Annotated in this window: 18 protein-coding genes; 4 read left to right on the forward strand and 14 right to left on the reverse strand. The window is 64.6% G+C overall.

Going from position 1 to position 20,131, the window contains the following annotated elements; all coding sequences use genetic code 11:
* Window positions 1–428: 428 nt before the first annotated feature.
* Genes ACFVTM_RS09515 through ACFVTM_RS09540 form a run of 6 tightly spaced genes read right to left on the reverse strand, consistent with a single transcriptional unit; the run spans window position 429 to window position 6,964 of the window.
* Window positions 429–1,052 carry a malonic semialdehyde reductase gene (locus ACFVTM_RS09515; protein WP_390203185.1) on the reverse strand — a complete coding sequence of 208 codons (624 nt, stop codon included), beginning with the start codon at window positions 1,050–1,052 and terminating at the stop codon, window positions 429–431.
* Between the two features lie 45 nt (window positions 1,053–1,097).
* Window positions 1,098–2,639, reverse strand: coding sequence for a bifunctional 3-(3-hydroxy-phenyl)propionate/3-hydroxycinnamic acid hydroxylase (locus tag ACFVTM_RS09520; protein ID WP_390203186.1), 1,542 nt, complete (start codon window positions 2,637–2,639; stop codon window positions 1,098–1,100).
* Window positions 2,636–2,983 carry a DoxX family protein gene (locus ACFVTM_RS09525; protein WP_390203187.1) on the reverse strand — a complete coding sequence of 116 codons (348 nt, stop codon included), beginning with the start codon at window positions 2,981–2,983 and terminating at the stop codon, window positions 2,636–2,638. Before ACFVTM_RS09525 ends, ACFVTM_RS09520 begins: the two co-directional genes overlap by 4 nt.
* The gene (locus tag ACFVTM_RS09530) at window positions 2,980–4,869 is read right to left on the reverse strand and encodes an acyl-CoA synthetase (protein WP_390203230.1); all 1,890 of its coding nucleotides are present in this window, start codon (window positions 4,867–4,869) and stop codon (window positions 2,980–2,982) included. Before ACFVTM_RS09530 ends, ACFVTM_RS09525 begins: the two co-directional genes overlap by 4 nt.
* 5 nt (window positions 4,870–4,874) lie before the next feature.
* Window positions 4,875–5,813 carry a fumarylacetoacetate hydrolase family protein gene (locus ACFVTM_RS09535; protein ID WP_390203188.1) on the reverse strand — a complete coding sequence of 313 codons (939 nt, stop codon included), beginning with the start codon at window positions 5,811–5,813 and terminating at the stop codon, window positions 4,875–4,877.
* Window positions 5,810–6,964 carry a VOC family protein gene (locus tag ACFVTM_RS09540; protein ID WP_390203189.1) on the reverse strand — a complete coding sequence of 385 codons (1,155 nt, stop codon included), beginning with the start codon at window positions 6,962–6,964 and terminating at the stop codon, window positions 5,810–5,812. Before ACFVTM_RS09540 ends, ACFVTM_RS09535 begins: the two co-directional genes overlap by 4 nt.
* Window positions 6,965–7,093: 129 nt before the next feature.
* Between ACFVTM_RS09540 and ACFVTM_RS09545 the strand changes: the two genes are divergently transcribed.
* Entirely contained in the window at window positions 7,094–7,792 is a 699-nt protein-coding gene (locus ACFVTM_RS09545; RefSeq protein WP_390203190.1) for a TetR/AcrR family transcriptional regulator, read from the forward strand.
* 44 nt (window positions 7,793–7,836) lie between these two features.
* Here the strand turns inward: ACFVTM_RS09545 and ACFVTM_RS09550 are convergent, their stop codons facing one another.
* The 3 genes from ACFVTM_RS09550 to ACFVTM_RS09560 form a co-directional block, all read right to left on the reverse strand.
* Entirely contained in the window at window positions 7,837–9,027 is a 1,191-nt protein-coding gene (locus tag ACFVTM_RS09550; protein WP_390203191.1) for a hypothetical protein, read from the reverse strand.
* A gap of 207 nt (window positions 9,028–9,234) precedes the next feature.
* Window positions 9,235–10,281, reverse strand: coding sequence for a zinc-binding dehydrogenase (locus tag ACFVTM_RS09555; RefSeq protein WP_390203192.1), 1,047 nt, complete (start codon window positions 10,279–10,281; stop codon window positions 9,235–9,237).
* Window positions 10,282–10,720: 439 nt separating this feature from the next.
* The gene (locus ACFVTM_RS09560; protein ID WP_390203193.1) at window positions 10,721–13,942 is read right to left on the reverse strand and encodes a bifunctional cytochrome P450/NADPH--P450 reductase; all 3,222 of its coding nucleotides are present in this window, start codon (window positions 13,940–13,942) and stop codon (window positions 10,721–10,723) included.
* A 247-nt stretch (window positions 13,943–14,189) separates the two neighbouring features.
* Here ACFVTM_RS09560 and ACFVTM_RS09565 point away from each other — a divergent pair, with 247 nt between their 5' ends.
* Window positions 14,190–14,807, forward strand: a complete 618-nt coding sequence (locus ACFVTM_RS09565) for a TetR/AcrR family transcriptional regulator (protein ID WP_390203194.1) — start codon at window positions 14,190–14,192, stop codon at window positions 14,805–14,807.
* Between the two features lie 270 nt (window positions 14,808–15,077).
* On the opposite strand, the gene ACFVTM_RS09570 is transcribed toward ACFVTM_RS09565, so the two are convergent.
* On the reverse strand, window positions 15,078–15,464 hold the full coding sequence (locus ACFVTM_RS09570) for a hypothetical protein (RefSeq protein WP_390203195.1): 387 nt from the start codon (window positions 15,462–15,464) through the stop codon (window positions 15,078–15,080).
* Window positions 15,465–15,995: 531 nt separating this feature from the next.
* Window positions 15,996–16,715, reverse strand: a complete 720-nt coding sequence (locus ACFVTM_RS09575; protein ID WP_390203196.1) for an amino acid-binding protein — start codon at window positions 16,713–16,715, stop codon at window positions 15,996–15,998.
* Window positions 16,716–17,162: 447 nt separating this feature from the next.
* Here ACFVTM_RS09575 and ACFVTM_RS09580 point away from each other — a divergent pair, with 447 nt between their 5' ends.
* Window positions 17,163–17,777, forward strand: coding sequence for a TetR/AcrR family transcriptional regulator (locus ACFVTM_RS09580; protein ID WP_390203197.1), 615 nt, complete (start codon window positions 17,163–17,165; stop codon window positions 17,775–17,777).
* Between the two features lie 533 nt (window positions 17,778–18,310).
* On the opposite strand, the gene ACFVTM_RS09585 is transcribed toward ACFVTM_RS09580, so the two are convergent.
* The 3 genes from ACFVTM_RS09585 to ACFVTM_RS09595 form a co-directional block, all read right to left on the reverse strand.
* Window positions 18,311–18,472 (reverse strand): recombinase family protein, encoded by a 162-nt coding sequence (locus tag ACFVTM_RS09585; RefSeq protein WP_390203231.1) that lies wholly within the window; start codon window positions 18,470–18,472, stop codon window positions 18,311–18,313.
* Window positions 18,469–18,621 (reverse strand): hypothetical protein, encoded by a 153-nt coding sequence (locus tag ACFVTM_RS09590; RefSeq protein WP_390203232.1) that lies wholly within the window; start codon window positions 18,619–18,621, stop codon window positions 18,469–18,471. Before ACFVTM_RS09590 ends, ACFVTM_RS09585 begins: the two co-directional genes overlap by 4 nt.
* Before the next feature lie 195 nt (window positions 18,622–18,816).
* Window positions 18,817–19,584, reverse strand: a complete 768-nt coding sequence (locus ACFVTM_RS09595; protein WP_390203198.1) for an HAD hydrolase-like protein — start codon at window positions 19,582–19,584, stop codon at window positions 18,817–18,819.
* Window positions 19,585–19,661: 77 nt separating this feature from the next.
* Between ACFVTM_RS09595 and ACFVTM_RS09600 the strand changes: the two genes are divergently transcribed.
* On the forward strand, window positions 19,662–20,129 hold the full coding sequence (locus tag ACFVTM_RS09600; protein ID WP_390203199.1) for an Lrp/AsnC family transcriptional regulator: 468 nt from the start codon (window positions 19,662–19,664) through the stop codon (window positions 20,127–20,129).
* Window positions 20,130–20,131 lie beyond the last annotated feature (2 nt).

The following is a 20,131-nucleotide window of genomic DNA, read 5'->3' on the forward strand; positions in this document are numbered from 1 at the left end:
TAAACCATACGTTGTATGGAACAATAACCATACAACGTATGGAAGCTGTGTTGCAATACCCACCGTCTGTGGTGGAAGCAATTGTTTGGTCGCCTGTGCGGAACGCCAACGCGTGGGTGATGCCGGATGAGAGCGCCACCGGGTCGGGGAAGCAGTTGGCCATCACCGGCGTCGTGGTTCAGGTGTCGAGGTCGGCAACCCGGTACAGCGTCCGCAGGCCCGGCGCGAAGCGGTACTCACCGTCCCGGTTGAGAACGGAGTTCGGCAGTCCCCACCGGCGCCAGTGCACCGGGCGACGCGGGAGGCTGGAGGCGCACGTCCTGCGGCAACGCGAGGGGGCCCCGAGGGATCCCGTCGACCACAACAGGCAGGGTCTCCTCCTTCGACGGTGGAAGAAGAAGACCCTGCCTGTTGCGGCTTGCGGTCGGTTAGATGGTGCGTACGGCGACGTCGGCTGAGAGGCGGGGCAGGCGGGGGAACCAAGCGTCCTCGCCTGGTTCCCCGACGTTGACCACCAGGAACGCCCGGTGTGCGGTACCGGCGTTGAAGTCAGCGTCGACACCGGCGGAGTCGAATCCACCCATGGGGCCAGCATGGAGTCCGACTGCGCGGACCGCCATGATGAAAATTCCGGATTGGAGCCAGGCGTTGTTCTTGCCGATTTCGGCGCGTGTGGTCGCGTCGCCGTCGAACATTGCTTTGCGTTCGGGTGCCGGCGGGAAGAACGTCGGGAAATATTCGTGCCAGTCGCTGTCATAGGACAGCACCGCGACGGCCGGGGCGGTGAGGGTCTTCTCCTGGTTGCCTTCGGCCAAGTGCGAGGCGAGGCGCCCGCGGGCTTCGGGTGACTGGACCCAGGTGATGCGCAGCGGCTGGTTGTTCATCATCGTGGGGCTCATCTTCGTCAGCTCGTAGATCGCGGCCAACGTGTCGGCTGAGACTGGTTTGGAGGAGAAGCTATTGGCGGTCCGCGCTTCGAGGAAGAGCCGTTGGGTGCTGTCTGAGTGGATGGCGAGAGTATCGATCGTGGCTTGGATTGTCGTGGAGTTCATAGTGTTCCTTTTGTGTTCGGGTAGGGAGCGGTTGATCCCCCGGGGTCAACGCTCTGTCCGCTCGGTCTTCGGGGCTGTTGAGGTGAACGGCGGCAGGCGGGTGACGCTGTCGGCGACGGAGTCGGAGGTGGACATCACGGCGCGATCCGGGCGGATAACCGCAGCAGCGATCCGATGTCGGACAAGCCATTGGTGGAGCTCAGATCCGGGGTCGGGGACGACGGGCGCCGCGCCCTTGTGCAGGATCTGTTCGTGCTCCTTGGGACTGATCGCGAGAGCTAGCAGCGCGAATCCGTCTCCGGCGACGTCATCGAATCTCTTGGCGTCCGGGGTGACCGAGGTGCGAGAGTTGGGGCAGAGACGTCCGACGGCGGAAGGGCGGGCGAGTGCCGAGAGCCGAGAGCCGAGCGGTAGAGCTGTCCATGATTGTGCGGGAAGGCCTGCCACGAGGTGCAGGCCCGGTGCCAGGAACCTCCGCAGGGCCGCACCGACGCGGCCACCCGCGGTCATGGTGAGGCCGAACAGCTTTGCGACGGTGATGGTTCTTCTCGCGTGCCGCTTGCGCTCGGTCTGGTAGCTGGCCAGCGTGGTTGCGGGGAGGTCGCCAGCCAGAACACCGGCGAGCTTCCAGGCCAGGTTCATCGCGTCTCGGAGTCCCGCCCCCATGCCCTGACCTATGAAGGGAGGACTCAGGTGAGCGGCGTCGCCGAGGACAAAGACCCGGCGGTCGCGCCACTTGTTGGCGACCTGGGCACGGAACGTGTAGTCGGCGACCCGGATCACGCGCAGATCGTCCAACGGGACGTCGCCGGTCCACGGCCGGATCAGCGGATGGAGCGCATCTATCGTCGCAAAGTCGGCGGCAGTCTCGTTCGGGAGCAGTCGGAACTCCCAGCGGTAACGGACCTCTCCGACGCGCATATAGGTACCGGCGCGGTAGGAGTCGCACAGTTGGTGGATGCCTTCCCACTGGTTCAATTGCGCCGAGGTGTCGACGTCGACAACCAGCCAGCGCTGCTCGAAGCCCAGGTCCTCCATCTCCGCGGCGATGGCCCCCCTCACCATGCTGTTGGCGCCGTCGCAGCCGAGGACATGGCTGGCATGGACCGACTCGCGTGCCCCTGTGGCACGATCGGTGAAGTCCACCTGGACTGCCGCGTTGCCTTGGGTCACACGGAGAACCTCGACACTTCCGCGCAGGGCCACCGTAGGCATGTTCCGGAGGTTGTTGCGCATGAGATGCTCGAGGTCCGGCTGGTCAAACATGTTCGCTTGGGGATAGCCGTGGGCGCCGCCGTCGGCCGGTCGCTGGAATTCCGCGAGCACTCGGTGGTCGGGTGCGAGCAAACGTAGCCCGTGTGCCGGGCGGCTGAGCCCAGCGAATTGTGTCCCCACGCCCAGGCGGTTGAGGATGCGGTAGACCTCGTCGTCGAGATGTACCGCCCGTGGTAGCGGGTGGACGCCCTCCCGGCGTTCCAGGACGAGGCACTCGACGCCGTACTGGCCGAGTAGGGTGGCGACAGCCAGCCCGGAAGGGCCAGCGCCGACGACGACTACCGGCGCCGCGCCGTCGTTATGGGCGCTCATACTATTGCCGCCGTAACGAGCACAAGATAGCTGACGACTCCCGCCGTCATGGCCACCGCCGGGGCGATCTCACGTGGACCGTCGCCGTTCCTGAGATGAGTGACGCAGGCTCCCGTCATCAGAAGCACGAGGCCGACTCCCGCGGCCAGGCCGATCCACGCCTCGATCAGACCGAGCAGGAGGCCGAGGGCGGCAAGCAGCTCCAAGGCGCCGATGCGCTTGTAGGCGCCGCTGGTGAAGCCCACGTGTGCGGCGCGGGCTGGCATCCCCGCGGCGCCGACCACTTTCGCCAGGCCGAGCAGGGTGAAGCATCCAACCAGCGCTATCGTGAGGACGATGATCATCGTTCCGCCTTTCCTGCGGGCCGGTGCGCGATCCGCCATCGGACGCCGTACTCGTCGAGGGCGCACTTGACGGCCGCATGCGATGCCTCGTCAGCACGCACGGTGACGACTATGGTGCCGTCCTCGATATCGGTCTCTACGGCGTTGACGGCTGCCATCTCCCGCAAGGCCTCGCTCAGCGCTACCTTGGTGGCGTCGGCCCGTAGCGCGAGCTTGTAGAGTTTGCCGACGGCAGTGACCGGAAGCTGGTCGACGATTGTGACCGACTTCGGCGAGGACGCCCGTTCCCCGACCCGGTCCTCCGCCCATCGAATGAGGTCCTCGGTCCTGGTGGTCGCACCCTTAGCCAACGTTACGTAGGCGACAGGTACCTCTCCCGCATACCGGTCGGGTCTGCCGACCGCCGCTGCTCCCGTCACGTCCGGGTGGGTGCGGAGGGCGTCCTCGACGATTGCGGGGTCGATGTTGTGTCCGCCTCGGATGATCAGGTCCTTGGCACGACCGGTGAGCTGGACGAAGCCGTCCTCATCGACCTGTCCGAGGTCGCCGGTGTCGAGCCAGCCGTCCCGGAGTTTGCCGAGGCCGTCGAGCAAGAGGCCGTCGGGGCCGTTGCCGACGACGTAGCCGGGAAAGACCGTCGGGCCCTTGATCACCAGCTGGCCTCGTATGCCTGGTCCGACATCGTGCCAGTTTCCGGCGTCGTCGACGTGCACAGCCTTGATCTGTTGGTAGGGCAGTCGGCAGCCGAGCGAACTGTTGGTGGCGCCTGGGAAGCTCCGTACGCTTACGCACGTCGCTTCCGTCAGTCCGTACCCTTCGATCAGGGTGATGCCGGTGGCTGTCTCGAAGCCGGCACGAACGGCCGCAGGCAAGGGGCTGGCTCCGACCATGGCGTGGCGCAGGCTGCTGATGTCGGCGTTCACGGGAGACGCGGAGAGCGTGGCGTAGACGGTAGGGACGGCGCTCATGGCGGTAAGCCGGTGGTGCTCGACCAGCTTCCAGAAGACGCCGTAGAGGGCAGGGTCGCGGTAGCCCAGCGGTCCGGACCACAGGACCGTCTGGCCCTTGAAAAGGGGTGCGAGGACGGTCACCACGAGGGCATTGACGTGGAACAACGGCAGGGCGGCGAAGTACACGGCGTTCTCGTCGGGGAGGTCGTTGGCTGCGAGCATCCAGGCGTCGGCGACCTCGTTGGCTTGGGTGTGTGCCGCCAGCTTCGGGGTGCCTGTGGTGCCGCCAGTGTGGAAAAGTGCCGCCAGATCGCCTGGCCCGGGCAGATGGCCGTGGAACTGCTCGGACGGCGCGTTTGCTGCCCGGCGTGCCAGGTAGTCCACGCCTGCGTATCCGACGGTCGAGGCCGGTCCGGCGGGCGCCTGCCCGGTCGGTGACATGAGGAGCACGTGGTCCACCAGGCCTTTCTTCGCGAGGCTTAAGGCGGCCTCGGTGACGACGGGATCGAGATCGGGTCCGGCCGCTACCAGCACACGCGCGCCTGAGCGCTGGAGCAGCTCGGCGATGTGGTCCTCGGACAAGCCGGGGTTGATCGGGACGGCGATTCCGGCAGCCTGGGCGGCCAGGGTCGCGGAGATGAGCTCCTGGCAGTTGGGCGCGAGCAAGGCCACGGTGTCCCGGCGGCCGACCCCGATTCCTGCCAGCAGGTTCGCTATCCGGTTCACATTGGCGAGAAGCTCAGCGAACGTCAGCTTGACGGGTTCCTGCCAGCGCTCGGTGTTCGCAAGTACTGCCGCCGCCGTCCGGTCCGGCCAGAGCCGGGCGGCTCGGCACAGCAACTCGTACGTCGTCGCCGGAAGTCCGCGTTCGGAGAGGGGGGTCCTCTCGATGTCAACGATGTCATCTGGGCCCGAGTACCGCGGCCAGAGAGGCATGCCGTTCACCGGGCGTCCCTTACCGTCGTGCGCTGGCGCCCCAAGTCGATCTTCCCGTCGTCGGTGCTGATGGCGATCTCGATGACGTCACCGCTCTTGAGGTATTTCGGATTGCCGCCCTGAGCCTTGAAGAACAGGCGCCACTTGGTGGCCCGGGGGAGCAGATTGCTGATGATCTCGACTGGCTTCGGTGGTGCGCTCAGCGCGGTGCCGACAGGGGTGCCCGTCAGGACCAGGTCGCCGGGGGAGAGGTGCTGGAAGCGGGTGAGTGCCCGCAACGCCTCGACGGGCAGGTAGATCATGTCGGCCACCGTCATGTCCTGACGGATCTCGCCGTTCACCCACAGCCGCAACCGGAGCTCACCAAAGCGGTTCCAGTCCTCGGCCTCGAAGAGCACGAGCGTCGGTCCGGCGGGCGTAAAGCTCGGGTAGGACTTGGACTCGTAGAACTGGGTCTTCGGGAGTTGCAGGTCGCGGGCCGAGACGTCATTGGTGATCACGAGCCCAGCGACGTAGTCGGCGATCGTCTCATCGGTGATGACAGAGCCGACCGGGGTCTCTTGCCCCATCACGAGGCCGATCTCAGCCTCGTAGTCGAGGAAACGCACGTGCGCCGGCCGGACGACATCGTCATGGGGCCCGCTGATCGAGCCCGAGGACTTGCGGAAGAAGGTCAGTGGGATTTTCTTAGGATCCATGCCGGCGTCCTTCACGTGCGAGGCGTAGTTCGTCATCTGGGCCACAACGCGGCACGGCACTGTGATCGGCGAGATGAGATCCAGGTTTTCCACCGGCACAGTTTCGCTGCCGCCGATCGCGGCGTGGATGGCCGCCCGATCGGCGATCAGCTCGCCCGTGGTGGTCGCAGGAGTGGCGATACGGGCGGCACCGGTGGGCGTGTGGACCCACCAATCGTCGGCAGTACGCAGGATGGAGACGGTCATGAGGAAACTACTTTCATCAGGCCGCGCAGGCGCGCGAAATCGAACTCGTTGTCGTCGCGGAGGGCGGAGACCATCGAGGTCAGCTCACGCAGCGACTCTCGGCCAGGGGAGATACCGAGGAAGTCCTTGCTCGCCGGAGGGCCCCACTGGGCGAGATTCGAGGCGGACATTTGTGCCCAACCGGGCTCGAGGGTGCAGTCGAACATGTCCCCATCGGTGAAGTGTTCGACCAGGAAGCCGTTGGGATCGCGCCAGTAGTCGAAGATTTGGCTGCCCTGGATGTGGCGGCCGATCCCCCACGAACGGTGGTAGCCAAGGTCGTGCAGAAGTTCACCGCCGGCGGCGAGGGCATCGATGTCAGCGACCTGGTACGCCGAGTGCACGTAGCGATTCGTCGGGCCCAGCGTCATCGCGATGGTGTGATGATCGGTTGGTGTGGAACCCCGGTCGCAGCGGATGAAGCTCATTGTCGGACCGCGCTCACGCTGGCCGGGGTAGTAGAGGAAGTCGCTGACGATCAGGCCGAGGTGCTCCAGGTACCAGTCGAGCGTTTCACGGTACTTGGTGCTCTGCAGCACGACGTGACCGAGGCGCTGAACCGTCGCGGGTTGACGCAGGGGCCGCTGGGTCTGGTTAGCCCGCGCCAGATCGTGGCCGACGTTGAACGTGAGGGGCGTCTGGGCCGGCAGCGACGGGAGTTTGTGCGTGTCTGCGACGACGCGAATCGCGGCGCCGCTCGGATCCACGAGGTCGACCCCTATGCCCCCGATGGTCTCCGGTAGTTTTTTCGAGGTCGTGCCTGTCGCGTCAGCCAGGCGAAGGACGTCCGATGCCTCGGCCGCAGTAAACGCGGCGCCCAGGTATTTCGATCTCGGTCCCCTCCGTACGATCACGCACGGCGCCCCGGTGTCGGTGCCCCGGAGGTGCAGCTCGTCAGGGGTGCGCAGGCTCGTGGCGAAGCCGAAGGCGTGCGCGAAGGTCTCAGCAGCGAGCAGGTCTGGCTTCTGGAACTCGAGCCAGGCGATGTCATGCACCTTGATGATCGGGTTCGCCGCCCGTCCGCGGTGCTCGCCTCGCAGCGCCCCTTGCTCACTATGCAGGTCAGTGTGCAGGTCACTGCGGGTCCCAGGGTGGTCATGGTGGTCGTTCATGGATGGCCTCACTTTCTGAATATATATTCTGTTATGAAGATATCGTCAGTCAAGGGTAGTTGAAGATTTCTTCACTGTTGATGAGGCGCTGTAGGATTCCTATGACCGGATGACTTCAAGGAGCCAGCGTTGACCCAAGCCCCAGCCTCGTCCCCGGAGCCAACCCGGTCGCATCGACGGAAGGCGCGGACTCGCGCCGCGTTGGTCCGCGCAGCACAGTCCTTCCTCGCTCAAGGGCAAACCAACGTGTCGGTGCTGGAGATCACTCAGGCCGCGGACGTTGGGATCGGCTCCTTCTACAACCACTTTGAGTCGAAAGACCAGCTCTTCGAGGCGGCGGTCGAGCACGTCATGGACCTCCTCGGCGCGGTCCTGGACGAGCTCACTACGGACGCCGAGGACCCCGCCGTCGCGTTTGCGACCAGCTTCCGGTTGACTGGTCGCTTCCATCGCCGTGAACCTCAGCTCAGCATGGTGATCCTGCACAACGCACTGGGTCTCCTTGGCGCGCAGACGGGACTGGCGCCGCGTGTCCGGCGTGACATTCAGGTCGGCGTCGAATCCGGTCGGTTCACAATGACTGACGTCGACGTCGCCGTGGTGTGCGCCGTCGGCGCGGCAACCTTCCTCGGACAGCTCATCCATGCCGAACCGGACCGCGACGACGCCGAGACGACGGACCGGGCGACCGAGGCGCTGCTGCGAATGCTGGGTGTGTCTGCCGACGAAGCGCGTGCAATATGTCGCAGTCCACTACCCGAACTCCATACCGCCGGGCTGCGCGGTGCCGTCGACCAGGTGACTGCGAACGGAGACGCTGCCCGCTGAGTTGCCCGACCTCGGGATGTCGACGGAGAGCGACCGCCGTCTTACTAGTCGCGCTCTGGAATTTCTGGCGCTTTCCGAGTTTCAAGTCTTTGGAGCCCGTTCGCAAATTCGCAATTCTGAATTAAGAGCTCGGTGAAGTCAAACCCGCTCATTTCTTTGCTGCCTGCAAATATGTTCTTGTCGAAGGTGCAGTTGACGAATGACAAGGATTTGGGCCGCTGATGCGTGGCAAAGCTAAAGCTACCGTCTTCAAATCGGCAGTCTTTGAAGGTAAGGGACAGGGCATCGCGGCTTTGTTCGACATTTTCAAATTTTGTTCCGCTGAAAGTGCAGCGGTAGAAGTCGATTCGACCACGACCACTGCCGTTTTCGTCGATACTGTATCTGATGCTGCCGCCATGAAACACGGAGTCCTGGAAGAGGAGACTGCCCATGTCCAACTGCAGATCCGTCAGGTCGACGCTGCCGGCGGCCATGTACCATCTGGTCATGGTGCCGAGGTCATGGTCTCCACGGTCTTCGGCACGAACGCCCCGGAGGTCCAGCTGCGCGCCATTGACGTATAGGTCGGAAATGATGGACGGAGCATGATAGGCCATGTTGATCCGCAGCCCCCAGTAGCGTCCCTCTTCGAGCCCTGCCTTTAAGCGGCGGAGGATGGTCGCGGTAATGAGGGAGCCTACGTCCGATAGATTATCCTTGTCCTTCTTCGCCAGTCTTAAGAATTCAGTCAAAAGGCTTACACAGTTTTGCCGCTCGACGTCGTTGCGCTGCGCAAACCATTCATCGGTCAGGGACTCGATTGAATGGACGCCAGCAATGGCAAGGGGGAGTTTTTTGCTCCCCAGCTGCTCTGCTGCAAGTGAGTAACGGTCCCTAAGGGCGGAGACCACCTGGGTATCATGCTGCCGTTGCTGTAGTTCCAAAAGGCTGTTAGTGATCGAGAGATTTTCCTCCGTGGCTCTTTGACGCCGGTAGGTGAGGAGGAGCGTCACGCCAACACCGAGCGCAGCCCCTGCTGTCACGGCGTTACGAAGAACGCCGGACTGTTGATCAGTCGTCAGCGTCTGCTCATTGCCCAAGGGTGTCAGACTCTGCGTGGTGTAGGCGGCGAACACATAGGATAGCGCCGCGACCAAGGCGAGGGAGGCGAGAAACCCGAGTAGGACCAGCCCCCATAAGCTGACCTTTTCCTTCGACGCAGCCGTCGGGGACTCGTGACGTTTCCTGGACATGGCATCCTCGCTTGTCTCGAATGTTGAGTGGATTACAAGGTAAATAGGTGCGCTGAACAAGGTTCGTTGCTGCCTCGGCGACGCTTACGTGGTCTGAAGACCCGGGAAGAAACTGACAGTCCACGAGAGAACGGCGCCGGTGCTCCCTCAAGCACCGGCGCCCGCTCGCTCCTGCCGAGGTGGCCTTAACGAACTTCTGTTCAGGTGTCAGGGCTCCAGGATGAAGCGGATCGGGTCGCCGATCTTGTTCGCCAGCCGGTTCACCGCGTCAGCGGCCTCGGCGAGCGGGAAGTGGTCGGTGATCGAGGGCGCGAGGTCTAGACGGCCGACCTCGGCCAGCCGAACCAGTTCGCTGACGGACTCGGGCGTGCCGCCGTAGTGGCCGCGCACCTGCTTGCCGAGGTAGTTGAAGGTCAGGCCCTCGGTGATGGTGAGGGGCCTGGGGCTGATGCCGACCAGGATGAGGGCGCCGTTGAGGCCGAGTACGGAGGCGGCCTGCTCCCGGACGGCCGGCACGCCGGCGCAGTCGAAGGCGAAGTCCAGGCCTCGTCCACCCGTAGCCGTCCGGATGTGGTCGGCGAAGTCCTCGGCGGCGGGGTCCAATGCGAAGTCCGCACCGAAGGCCAGGGCACGCTCGCGGGCGCTGGGCAGCGGGTCGACGGCGATGACCGGCGCGGCGCCGGCCATGCGGGCGACGCGGACGTTGTGGGCGCCGACTCCGCCGACGCCCCATATGCCGACGGACTGTGCGGGGCGCACCCCGGCGGTGGCAACGACAGCGGCGTAAGGGGTGGAAACCGCGTCGGGGATGATCGCGGCCTGATCGAAGGGGAGGTTGTCGGGGATGGGGATGAGCGTGTCCTCGCGGGCGAGGGCGTACTGGGCCCAGCCGCCGTCGTAGTCGATGCCGGCGGTGAGCATCTGCGTACAGGGGCGGCGGCGTACGCATCCGGCGCACTGGCCGCAGGTCTTGCCGGCCTCAAGGGTGACTCGGGTGCCGACGGTCAGGCCGCGCTTGAGGTCAGGGCCGAGGGTGTGGATCACACCGGCGACCTCGTGGCCGACGGTGACCGCGTCGGAGGTGGCGAACAGCGGGACGAGGGAACCGTCGAGCAGGTGGACGTCCGACAGGCAGACGCCTGCGGCCTTCACCTCAATCAGGATTTCACCTGGGCCCGGAACGGGGATGGGGACCTCCTCCACGGCGAACTTCTTGCTGTCCAAGTGGAAGCGTGCGGCGAGCATGGTATTCATGGGGATCTGCTTTCTCTGAGCGGCATTTCCTGGCGGTTCGGGCCAATGGCTGCCGTGTGGTTGGGTTGGTTCACAATCCGGGGTGGCCGGGAGGCCGGGATGGCGCGGTGTCGGGTCGGTCGCATCATCCCGGCGTCTGGGGATCAGGCGAATGTGTGGGCACCGCCGCGGTTTCAGTCAGTTGCGGTCTCGCAGTACCAGCCAGCCCATGGCGTATGGGTCAGCTCGCAAGCCCGGTGCTCAAGGTGAGCAGGTGGAATTTGCGGTGGCGGTAATGTCGTTGTATCCGTTTTGCCGGTAGCTGTCAGAATGCCGCCTTGAGGGGCGGCCGTGGACTGGGTTTCCGTCGCCATGGTGGCTCCTTTGTTGACTTGCTGAGTTGTGGGGTCGGGAGGGAGCGGGGTGTCGGGATCGCCGCACCCTCCCGGCGTCTGGGGGATCAGGCGAAGACGTCCTGCTGGTAGCGCGCATCGGCCTCGAGCTGGGCGAGCCACTGCTGGGCGGCCTCGTCGTCGCTGCCGGTCCGCTCGCGGTAGATCGCTGCGAGGGCCTCGCGCACGGCGGGCGCCATGCGGCGGCCGTCGCCGCAGACGTAGATGTGCGCGCCGTCTTCGATGGCTTGCCACACCGTGTCGGCGGCGTTGGCGATGGCGTTTTGGACGAACCGGGCCGGATGGCCGGTCACCGCGGAGTAGGCGGTGTGCACCTGGGCGATCCCTGACTGCTCCCAGTCCTGCATCTCCTGCCGGTAGAAGTAGTCGTGCTCCGGGTGGCGGCAGCCGACGAAGACCTGCGACAGACCCACCTCGGTGCCGTTCTCGTGCTGCGATGCGCGTTCCTCCAGGAAGCCGCGCAGTGGTGCGATGCCGGTGCCGGGGCCGATAAGGATCAGCGGCGTGGCGGGGTCGGCCGGCGGGGCGAAGGTCGGGGAGGGCACGCGCACGTAGCCGTAGAAGACGTCCCCGGGCTCAAGGCCGCCGATGTATGACGAGCAGGTGCCCCGGTACTGGCCGTCACCGGACAGGGCCGGGCCTTCCAGCAGGCCCACGGTCAGGCGTACGTGGCCGGGGTTGGCCAGGGGGGCGGAGGAAATGGAGTAGAACCGCGGGCGGATCGGGCCCATCATGTCCAGGAAGACCGCCAGCGGCAGCTCGACCGCACGGAAGCGCTCCAGCAGGCCCAGCACGGAGACCCGCTTGGCCAGGATCTCAGTTTGATAGCGCTCCTCGGCTTCGGCGGTGTCGGCCGTGTAGGCCTGCAGCTGCGGCCGGGTCCACGGGCACTCGGTGTGCTCGGCAAGCGTCTGCATCTGGGAGCGGGTGGCCACGTCCTGGAGTTCCAGGAAGTCGGTGAGCAGCAGTCCTGCCGTCACAGGGGTGCCCACTGGGAGGTGCGTGCGGCCGCCGGCGGGCTGCTCCAGGCGCAGGACCTGATCGCGGTCGATGCCTAGCCGCGCGAGGGCGCGGTTCACCAGAGCCGGTTCGTTCTTGGCGAAGACGGCCAGGTGGTTGCCGGTCTCGTAGGTGACGCCCTCCGGCAGCCCGATGGTGATGGACTTCGCTGACGGGCGTGGCGGCTCGAGGCTGAAGTCCCACAGGCCGCTCGCCTCGGCCACGAGTTCCTCGTTGGCCACCACCGTGAGGGGGTAGGCCTGCTCGGAGACGATCGCGGGGCGCACGTCCGCCTCGGTGAGCAACTGCACCTGGAACCGCGGGCTGCTCGCCTCGGAGGTGTCGGCGGCGTACTCCTCGGCCAGGGTGGCCCACAGGGTTTCCATCCAGCGGGTGGCCATGCCGTCGAAGTCACCGGCGGCATCCGCGGTGCCGCGCTCGATGACGGGGGTGGCGCCGGCGGCCACTAGGCCTTCTTCGATCCGCTTGGGGAAGCCCTGGTAGGTGGCCACCCACTGGGTGTTGCCGGCCCCCAGCAGCGCGAACCGCACGTCCGACAGCGAACCCTCCGGGAGTCCGGCGGCGAGCAGGTCGTCGAAACGCTGCGCGTTGTCCGGGGCCTTGCCGTTGTAGCTGGAGGCCACCACGACAAGCAGGCCCTCGGTGGGCAGGTTGTCGCCCAGCTCGTCCAGGCCGACCAGCGTGGTGCCGAAGCCGGAGCGCTCACTGCGGTCGGCGATGGTGCGCGCCAGGTCCTCGCACGAGCCGAGGCTGGAGCCGTAGGCGACGGTCAGGTTCACTCCGACACCGCTGACCGCGGCCGGCGCCCGCGTGTCGCCGGTTTGCAGGTCCACCGCGCCGAACACGGTCCGCTCGTGCTCCTGACGGGACCGCACTTTCAGTTCGAAGCCGCCGGGCTTGCGCGTCAGCGCCTCCTTGACGTCCATCTTGTAGTCGTTGGTGTCGGCGAACTTGAACTTCTGCAGCACCAGCGCGAGGGCCAGACGGGCCTCGGTGAGCGCAAACTGCCGGCCGATACACGCACGCACACCATTGCCGAACGGCTTGTAGGCGTGCGGGTGATGGTTGACCCGGTTCTCCGGCTGCCACCGGTTGATGTCGAACTCCTCCGGCCGGTCCCACGCCTTGGGGTGGGTGTGCAGCGGGCCCTCAAGGATGTTGACCCGTGCTCCCTTCTTCAGCTCGTAGCAGCCGCCGATGACGGTGTCCTCCAGAGGGGACTTGCCGATCATCGGGATAGGAGCCCACAGGCGCAGGGTCTCTTCGAGGATGCGCGGGATCACGTCCATTTGCATGATCGTGTCGTAGTCCGGGACCGTGTCGCCCGGCAGCAGCCGGTCCACCTCGGCGTAGGCCTGGGCCAGCACGTGCGGGTTGCGCATCAGCGAGTACGTGGCGAACGCCAGCAGGCCACTGGTGGTCTCGTGACCGGCGATCAGGAACGTCACCACCTGGTCACGGACGTTGTCATCGTCCAGCCCCTTGCCGGACTCCGGGTCGGTGGCCTCCAGCATCAGACCCAGCAGGTCATCCTCAGCGGTGCCCTTCCCCTCACGGCGCTCCTTGATCACACTCTCGACCAGGTCCCGCATCAGCTGGATGTTTGCGCGGTACTTCTTGTCATCGGCCTTGCGCAATTTGGTCATCATGGGCAGCTCCTGCGTGCGCCGCAGCGACTCAACCAAAGCCTCGAGCAGCGCGTTGAGGAAGGGGTGCAGATCGTCCTTGGCGAAAGAGTCGAACCGGTAGCCGAACCCCGACAGGGCGATGGTGTCCAGAGTCAGCCGGGTGTAGTCGTCGGTGATGTTGACCGACTGGCCCTCCCTGCGCTCCCACTTGCCCACCAGGTTCTGGGCGATCTCCAGCATCTGACCGTAGTAGCCCTTCATGGCACGCTGGCTGAAGGCCGGGAGAAGGACTCGGTGCGCCATGCCCCATTCCTCCTCGTGCTGGTGGGCCGTGAAAAGACCGGCGCCGGTGAAGTCCCGGACATGGGCCAGCGGCGTCTTGTCGATTTGCTTGAAGAACCGCGTCTCGTCGCAGACCTCGGCCACCAGGTCCGGGTCCCAGACGAAGATCTGCTCAATGTCGGCGATCTTCATGCCGTAGAGCCCTTCGGGGAAGTGCTTGGACAGTTCGCCGAAGTACTCCACGGGGTTCGTACTGGGGATCTGTGGCGTGTGGCCCAGTAGCGGGACCCCGCGCGGAGACGGGATGGGTCGCGGGTCGTTCTTGGACAGTGTGGTCATGGGTTGCTCCTTTGTACAGGGCGGGGGAGATGGGCTATTGCACAGGCGATGCGGAGGTGCACCACAGAAACATACGCTGTACGGAACCATAACCATACAGCGTATGAAAGGTTGACCGCAAACCCTGAATGTTGGCGACCGTGATATCGCCGCGAAACCGAGGTTATTTCCATACGCTGTACGAATTTGATAGTGTCCGGGTATGGAAAAGGTGAAAAGTTCCCCGCGGGGAACCAGGAAGAGAGAGGTGCCTCTGACCGAGGCCGGGATCTATGACGCCGCCCTGCGGCTCATCGACGCGGAGGGGGTCGAGGCGCTCACCATGCGCAAACTCGCGTCCGCGCTCGATGCGAACCCGATGTCGCTCTACTACCACGTGCCGAACAAGGACGCCGTGCTGCGCGGCGTGGCCAGAACGGTCGGCGCCCAGTTCCGCACCGCTACGTTGGAGGATGCTCCCTGGCAGGAGCGCATCCGCCTGCTTGCCACGGAATTCCGAACGCTGGCCCATAGGCACCCCAGGTTCATGGGCTACTCGTTCAGCCTCCAGTCGGACTTCATCCAGCCCGACGACCCGTTCTGGAGTGAGCTCACCGCGATCCTCGACGCCGCAGGGGTGCCGCACTCGGAGCTCTCTCATTTCACCGCTCTCGTGGGCTTCGCCATGAACGGCGTCCTCACCGCCGAACTCACCGGCGCGCTGCACCGGTGGTCGAGCCTTAACCCGCCCAGCGTCGGCGAAGACGGGCTCACCCCTCCAGGCCGTGACGAGAACCGCGTCTTCCACCTGGCGCTGGACACGATCATCATGGGCCTGGAGGGCCAACTCGCCGCCTTTGTTGAGAGCCAGGGCTCCGACCATTGATTGTGCAGTCCGGTAGCCTTCCGGCCTGAGGGCGCCTGGGTCGGCCGAGCCCGGGCCGCAACGCATTAGGAATGGAAGGCTGCGGGGGTCATGGCCACGCGCGGGCTCTTCGGCACCACGAAGCTGACCCCGCTCCTGAACCAACATCTCGTCCACCTAAGTCCCGCCTGGATGGGGGGAGTTCGGCAACAGCCGAGAAACGCTGTACCAGTACCTCTGGTCAGGGAGCTGACGAACGGTCGCTGTATATCGACAATGCGTGGCCCGTGATCAGGCGCTCGGTAATGCGTAGGCGTGTTCTTGGACTTTGAGTGTGACCGGTGGCTCCACGATCCGCAGCCGACAGGGAGTCACCGAGGAGTCGATGCCAGAGGAAAGACTGGACTGGCGGGCGTGCTCCCGGAGTTCATCGAACGCCGCGGTCGTCACCCCGGCATGCGCGAGATTAACCACCACCTCATACCCCGGAAACCTGGTGACGACCCGGCGGCAGACGACGTAGAGGGCCCGGAGGTTGGTGTGCGTCACGACGCCTCGAACGTCGACTTTGGCTGCCTCTTCGACGGCGTCTAGTCGGACGACTACGTTGAGCCGCAGGTTCCTGTGGGAGGAGTGGGGAAAGTACGAGCTGGAATCGTGGTGTTGGGAATGATTCACGGAGCAACAGAGCTCCCGTGCAGCCCAAGAGCCGGCTGAGCCCCGCGAGGCTCCTTGTGGATTAGCATTGGACGTTGTCTCCTGCCGTTTCCTGCGAGGCTGGATACTGCAGATTGTCATTTCCTTCCTGTACCAGCCCATGGATCGCGTTTTGGGTGGCCCCGACGGTGTCCGGTTGCGCTCGCTGGCACATATTGCGGCCCGATCTGGAGGGCTCACGCCAGGTGGATGACGACGGCGGTCCCGCGGATCTCGCATCTCGGGGCGCTGCCGGAATCCGGAGAATGGCGGCGCCCTCCATGTCCACAAGCTTGCGTGTTCCGGTCCTTGAGCAAATGATCCAGAACATCTCCACGGACGGCAGGGTCCGGTTCACCCTTCCTCGGTGCAGGAGCTTGCCGAAGCGCCAGGCTTCGATCTCGTCTCTGTAGGAAAGTTCCGAGCATGAGCGGATAAGTGAGGACTGGGCTGTCTCCATAATTGACTCCTTTCGATGCGGTTCCCGCTGCGGGGACGACATCTCCCGGTTTTTTATTGCCGGGGCCTCACTGGGTGTTTTCGTGTCAAATCAGTGAGCTCGGCGAGCTCGGCTAGCCGATGCGCCCGGGCGGATTCGGCCGGAGTGAAGGGCGCCCTGGGACGGGAGAAACCGAGGGGTCCACGCCGCGGGGATGGTATTTTCAGGACGGTCCCATCACATGCCGGTTTGCTGGCCACCGGTGAGGTGCTGTCGCCCGTGGGAGCCGCGACGGGTTCGGCGTCGAGGAGTTCGGCGACCGCGAGTTGGAGTTCGCCCGGGTCCTCCACGACCCGCAGGGCCAGCGCAAGGGCCTCGGTCTGACCGTCCGCCACGGTCGGCGCTGTCGCCGGCCACGCTCGGACATCCCGTCCTCCGCCGCCCGCGGCCGCAGCGAGCAGTTCGGCGTGGGTGACATGATTGGGCGCGGAGACGACCAGCTCGTCCAGCATCCCGCCGGCAACGGTGTGATTCCGGCACACGAGGATCTCGGCGTCGACACGGGAGATGGCCTCTACCAGTTTCTCCTGGGCTTCGTTGCTGTAATCGATCAGAGTGCGGACCCGCCACAGGGCAGCAGAGTTGTGCAGCCGGCGCCGGTGGCGCAGTGCAGGTGCGTGCAGCCAGCCCCGCAATGCGCGCCGGACGGAGGGCTCGGCGACCCAGATCACCAGTACTGTGGCCGTCAACGTCAGGATCAGTACCTTCAGAACATAAGGGAGTGTCGCGTTCATCACAGCGGCATGAACCAATAGCTCAATCGGCAGCATCGCTGTGACGTTAGCCAGAGTAAGGCGGGCTTTCGAGGGATGGGGGAGTTGGCCGCAGGCGACACACAGCAGCGCTTTGATGGGGTTCTTTCGAGGCGTTGGGGTGGCTATGCTGTGGACGCGCGGAGACGGGCTGGTTGGTGGGTCGGTGGTGTGTACGGTCATGGGGTGCTCCTTGAGTACAGGCCGTATGGGCAGCGGCGCCCACGATGTGGGGTGCGCTACCGAAACATACGTTGTATGGAAGCTCAACCATACAGTGTATGGAAGGTTGGCCGCAATCCGTGGCCGCGTGACTTACCGCCATTCCGCCCTGAGGCCGAGGGCCATTTTTCATACACTGTATGAATCTGATAGCGTCCCCGTATGGAAAAGACGAAGAGCTCCCCGCGGGGTACCAGGAAGAGGGAGGTGCCTCTGACCGAGGCCGGCATCTACGCCGCCGCCCTGCGGCTTATCGACGCGGACGGGGTCGAGGCGCTCACCATGCGCAAACTCGCGATGGCGGTCGATGCGAACCCGATGTCGCTGTATCACCATGTGCCGAACAAGGCCGCCGTGCTGCGCGGGGTGGCCAGGACGGTCGGCACGCAATTCCGCACCGTGACGCTCGAGGACGCTCCCTGGCAGGAGCGCATCCGCCAGCTCGCCACGGATTTCCGGACACTGGCGCACCGCCACCCCAAGCTCATGGGCTACTCGTTCAGCCACCAGGCGGACTTCATCCAGCCCGAAGACCCGTTCTTGGTTGCGCTCACCGCGATCCTGGACGCCGCAGGGGTGCCGCACTCGGAGATCCCGCGGTTCACCGCTCTCGGGGGTGTCGTTATCACCGGTGTGGTCACCGCCGAACTCAACGGAGCGCTCCACCGGTGGTCGAGCCTCAAACCCCCCACTGTCGGCGACGACGGGCTCGCCCCTCCAGGCCACGACGTCCGCGTCTTCCGCCTGACGCTGGACACGATCATCATGGGCCTGGAAAGCCAACTGGGCGCCGATGCTGACTTCCAGGGCGACGACCATTGATTGTGCCGTCCTGTAGCGTTGCCGCCTGAGTCCGCCCGTGGTCGGGCGGGCTCAGGCAGCAACGCATGAGAGGGGCGTCCTTGACTTCCACAAAGGCACTCTCCATGCGGCCGCTGCGGATGCGCGGCGTGCTGCGGCGAGCCTCACGCCACGGATGTGGGTTCCGGTGGTGATCGCAACGAGTTGAACTGGCTGATTTCGGGGTGTGTACAAAGTCCACACTTCGCGCTTCGGATTGGGTCGTACTGGGGTCGGATCGGGCCGGTTTCCGCGTGTTTCCGCGGGAGGCCAGAGTTTGCAGGGGAGGGAATGCAGTTCGAGTCCCACCTCGGGCGCGTGTTTTCCCTATTCAGGGGCTTGTGAGCCTCTGAGTGTGTACAAATCTCCCTTTATGGTCCCCCCGCGGGGGCCCATTTCTTGTTCATGGCCGTTGCGGTCTGGCGGCTCCTTCTCTTGGCTTGGACAGCGGTGTTGCTGTGTACTCCTTCATGGCCGGGACGGCTTGGAACTGCATGACTTGCGGTGGCTTGGGGTCAAATCCTCATGGTCATCTCTGGCGGCAGCCGGAACTCCTGGGAAAGCCTCGTCATTACCTCGATGATTTTCATGAGCATCGGGTAGGGGCGGGCGAACCGATCGAGTTTGGTGACGACCAGGGTACCGCCGGCCCGGACAGCCGCCAGGGCTTCGTTCAGTCCCGGCCGGTCCCGTTCCTTCCGGTCACACCGTGGTCGACATTGGTCAGGCCCTCGGGGACGCCCAGACCCGTAAGCGGATTGAGCTGCGTTGCCAGGTCCTGTTCGTTGGTGGAGACCCGTGCGCAGCCAATGATCTGGGCGGACAAGGGTGCAACTGTCGCGATTATCCAAACAAGCTGAGCGGGACATTTTTGCGGGCGGAATATATGCGCATCAAGGATTCCAGTAGCTGTATCGGATTTCTCGTAGCGCCAGTGCGGGCGGAGGATGTCGCGGTGGGGGACCGGCTTATGCGGCAGGCGAAACCGGCACGGAGTCAGTTCTGGGGCCAACCGCCGCTTCTAGCAAACAGTGGATTGTGAATGCCTGTTGGTCGCATTCGTGGACTCACCGCACGAGGGATGCTGCGAGGCTGACCGGCGGCGGTTATCCAGGATCAGTGGCAGAAGGGCCGCAGGGGAGGGCGCAACGGCGGCGGCCTGCGAGGCTTCCTCGGCCTCCCCGTATCCCCAGAGTGCGAATATTGTGGGGATTCCGTGTTTGGCGGCTCCCGCGACGTCGTAGCTTCGGTCTCCGACCATTGCGGGAGTGGAGATGTCTACGCCTTTGGATTGGAGCCGGCGCAGCACTTCGGCGATGACGTCTGCTTTGCTCGCTCGTCCCTCGCGGTCGGACGCTCCGCATACGTTAATGAACTGGCTTTCAATTCCAAACTTTCGAGCGAGTCTGATTGCCTGGTCTTCCACCTTGGAAGTGGCTACAGCCATTGGAATCCCGGCCGAGTGTAGGTGTTTGAGCAAGTCCATGATTCCGTCGTATGGGCTGGACTGTTCGGCTCCACGATCGGCGTACGCTTTGCGGTAGTGTTGGAGGGCCTTTTGAGCGGTTCTTTCGTCCAGTTTTGAGACTGTTCGGAAGGAGTCGATCATCGGTGGCCCGACGAATCGGCGCAGTTTATCGATCGCGGGGACTGGCGCCCCGACCGCTTCCAGGGCCTGGGCGGCACTTGCTGTAACGCCGGGTGCTGAATCCAGGAGCGTTCCGTCCATGTCGAACAAAATGCAGCTGATGCCATTGAGAGATGGGCGGGCCGGGTGCAGGTGTGTCATTTTTCGAGGCTTTCGGTCTTGAAGTTGGTTGGTTCCGTTCCGGTGGTGACCGGGGATTACTGCTGTGAAGGGTAGGCATGGATCGAGTGAGTCTTGATCAGATAGATCAGAGGATTCTTTCGGAGCTCACGAAGAACGCTCGGATGAGCCATGCAGAGCTGGCGACCAAAGTCCTTCTTTCGAGGAATGCTGTGCGCCAACGTATCGAACGGATGGAACGGCAGGGGTATATCCAGGGCTACACCATTGTTGCCGGCCCGCCGGGCCAGGGCCTCGTGTCCGCCTTCCTGATGGTCTACCGGAAGGACCGGGTGCGGGGGGCGGACGTCATCACCGTGTTGCGGTCGATTCCGGAAGTGGTTCTGTGTGATGTCGTGAGCGGTGACTTTGATCTGCTGGTGAGGGTCGAGGCCCGGTCGCTGGAGAGGGTGCAGGAGATCTGGGAGCAGATCGCGGCTATCCCCGGCGTCACGGACACGGTGACGGCCATGACGCTTTCCAGTTTCATCAGGCGGGGCGCCGGAGGCGCCCGAGCCTCCGAGTAGGA

The sequence above is a fragment of the Arthrobacter sp. NPDC058130 genome, from assembly GCF_042884475.1.
In the GTDB taxonomy this organism is placed as follows: Bacteria; Actinomycetota; Actinomycetes; order Actinomycetales; family Micrococcaceae; genus Arthrobacter.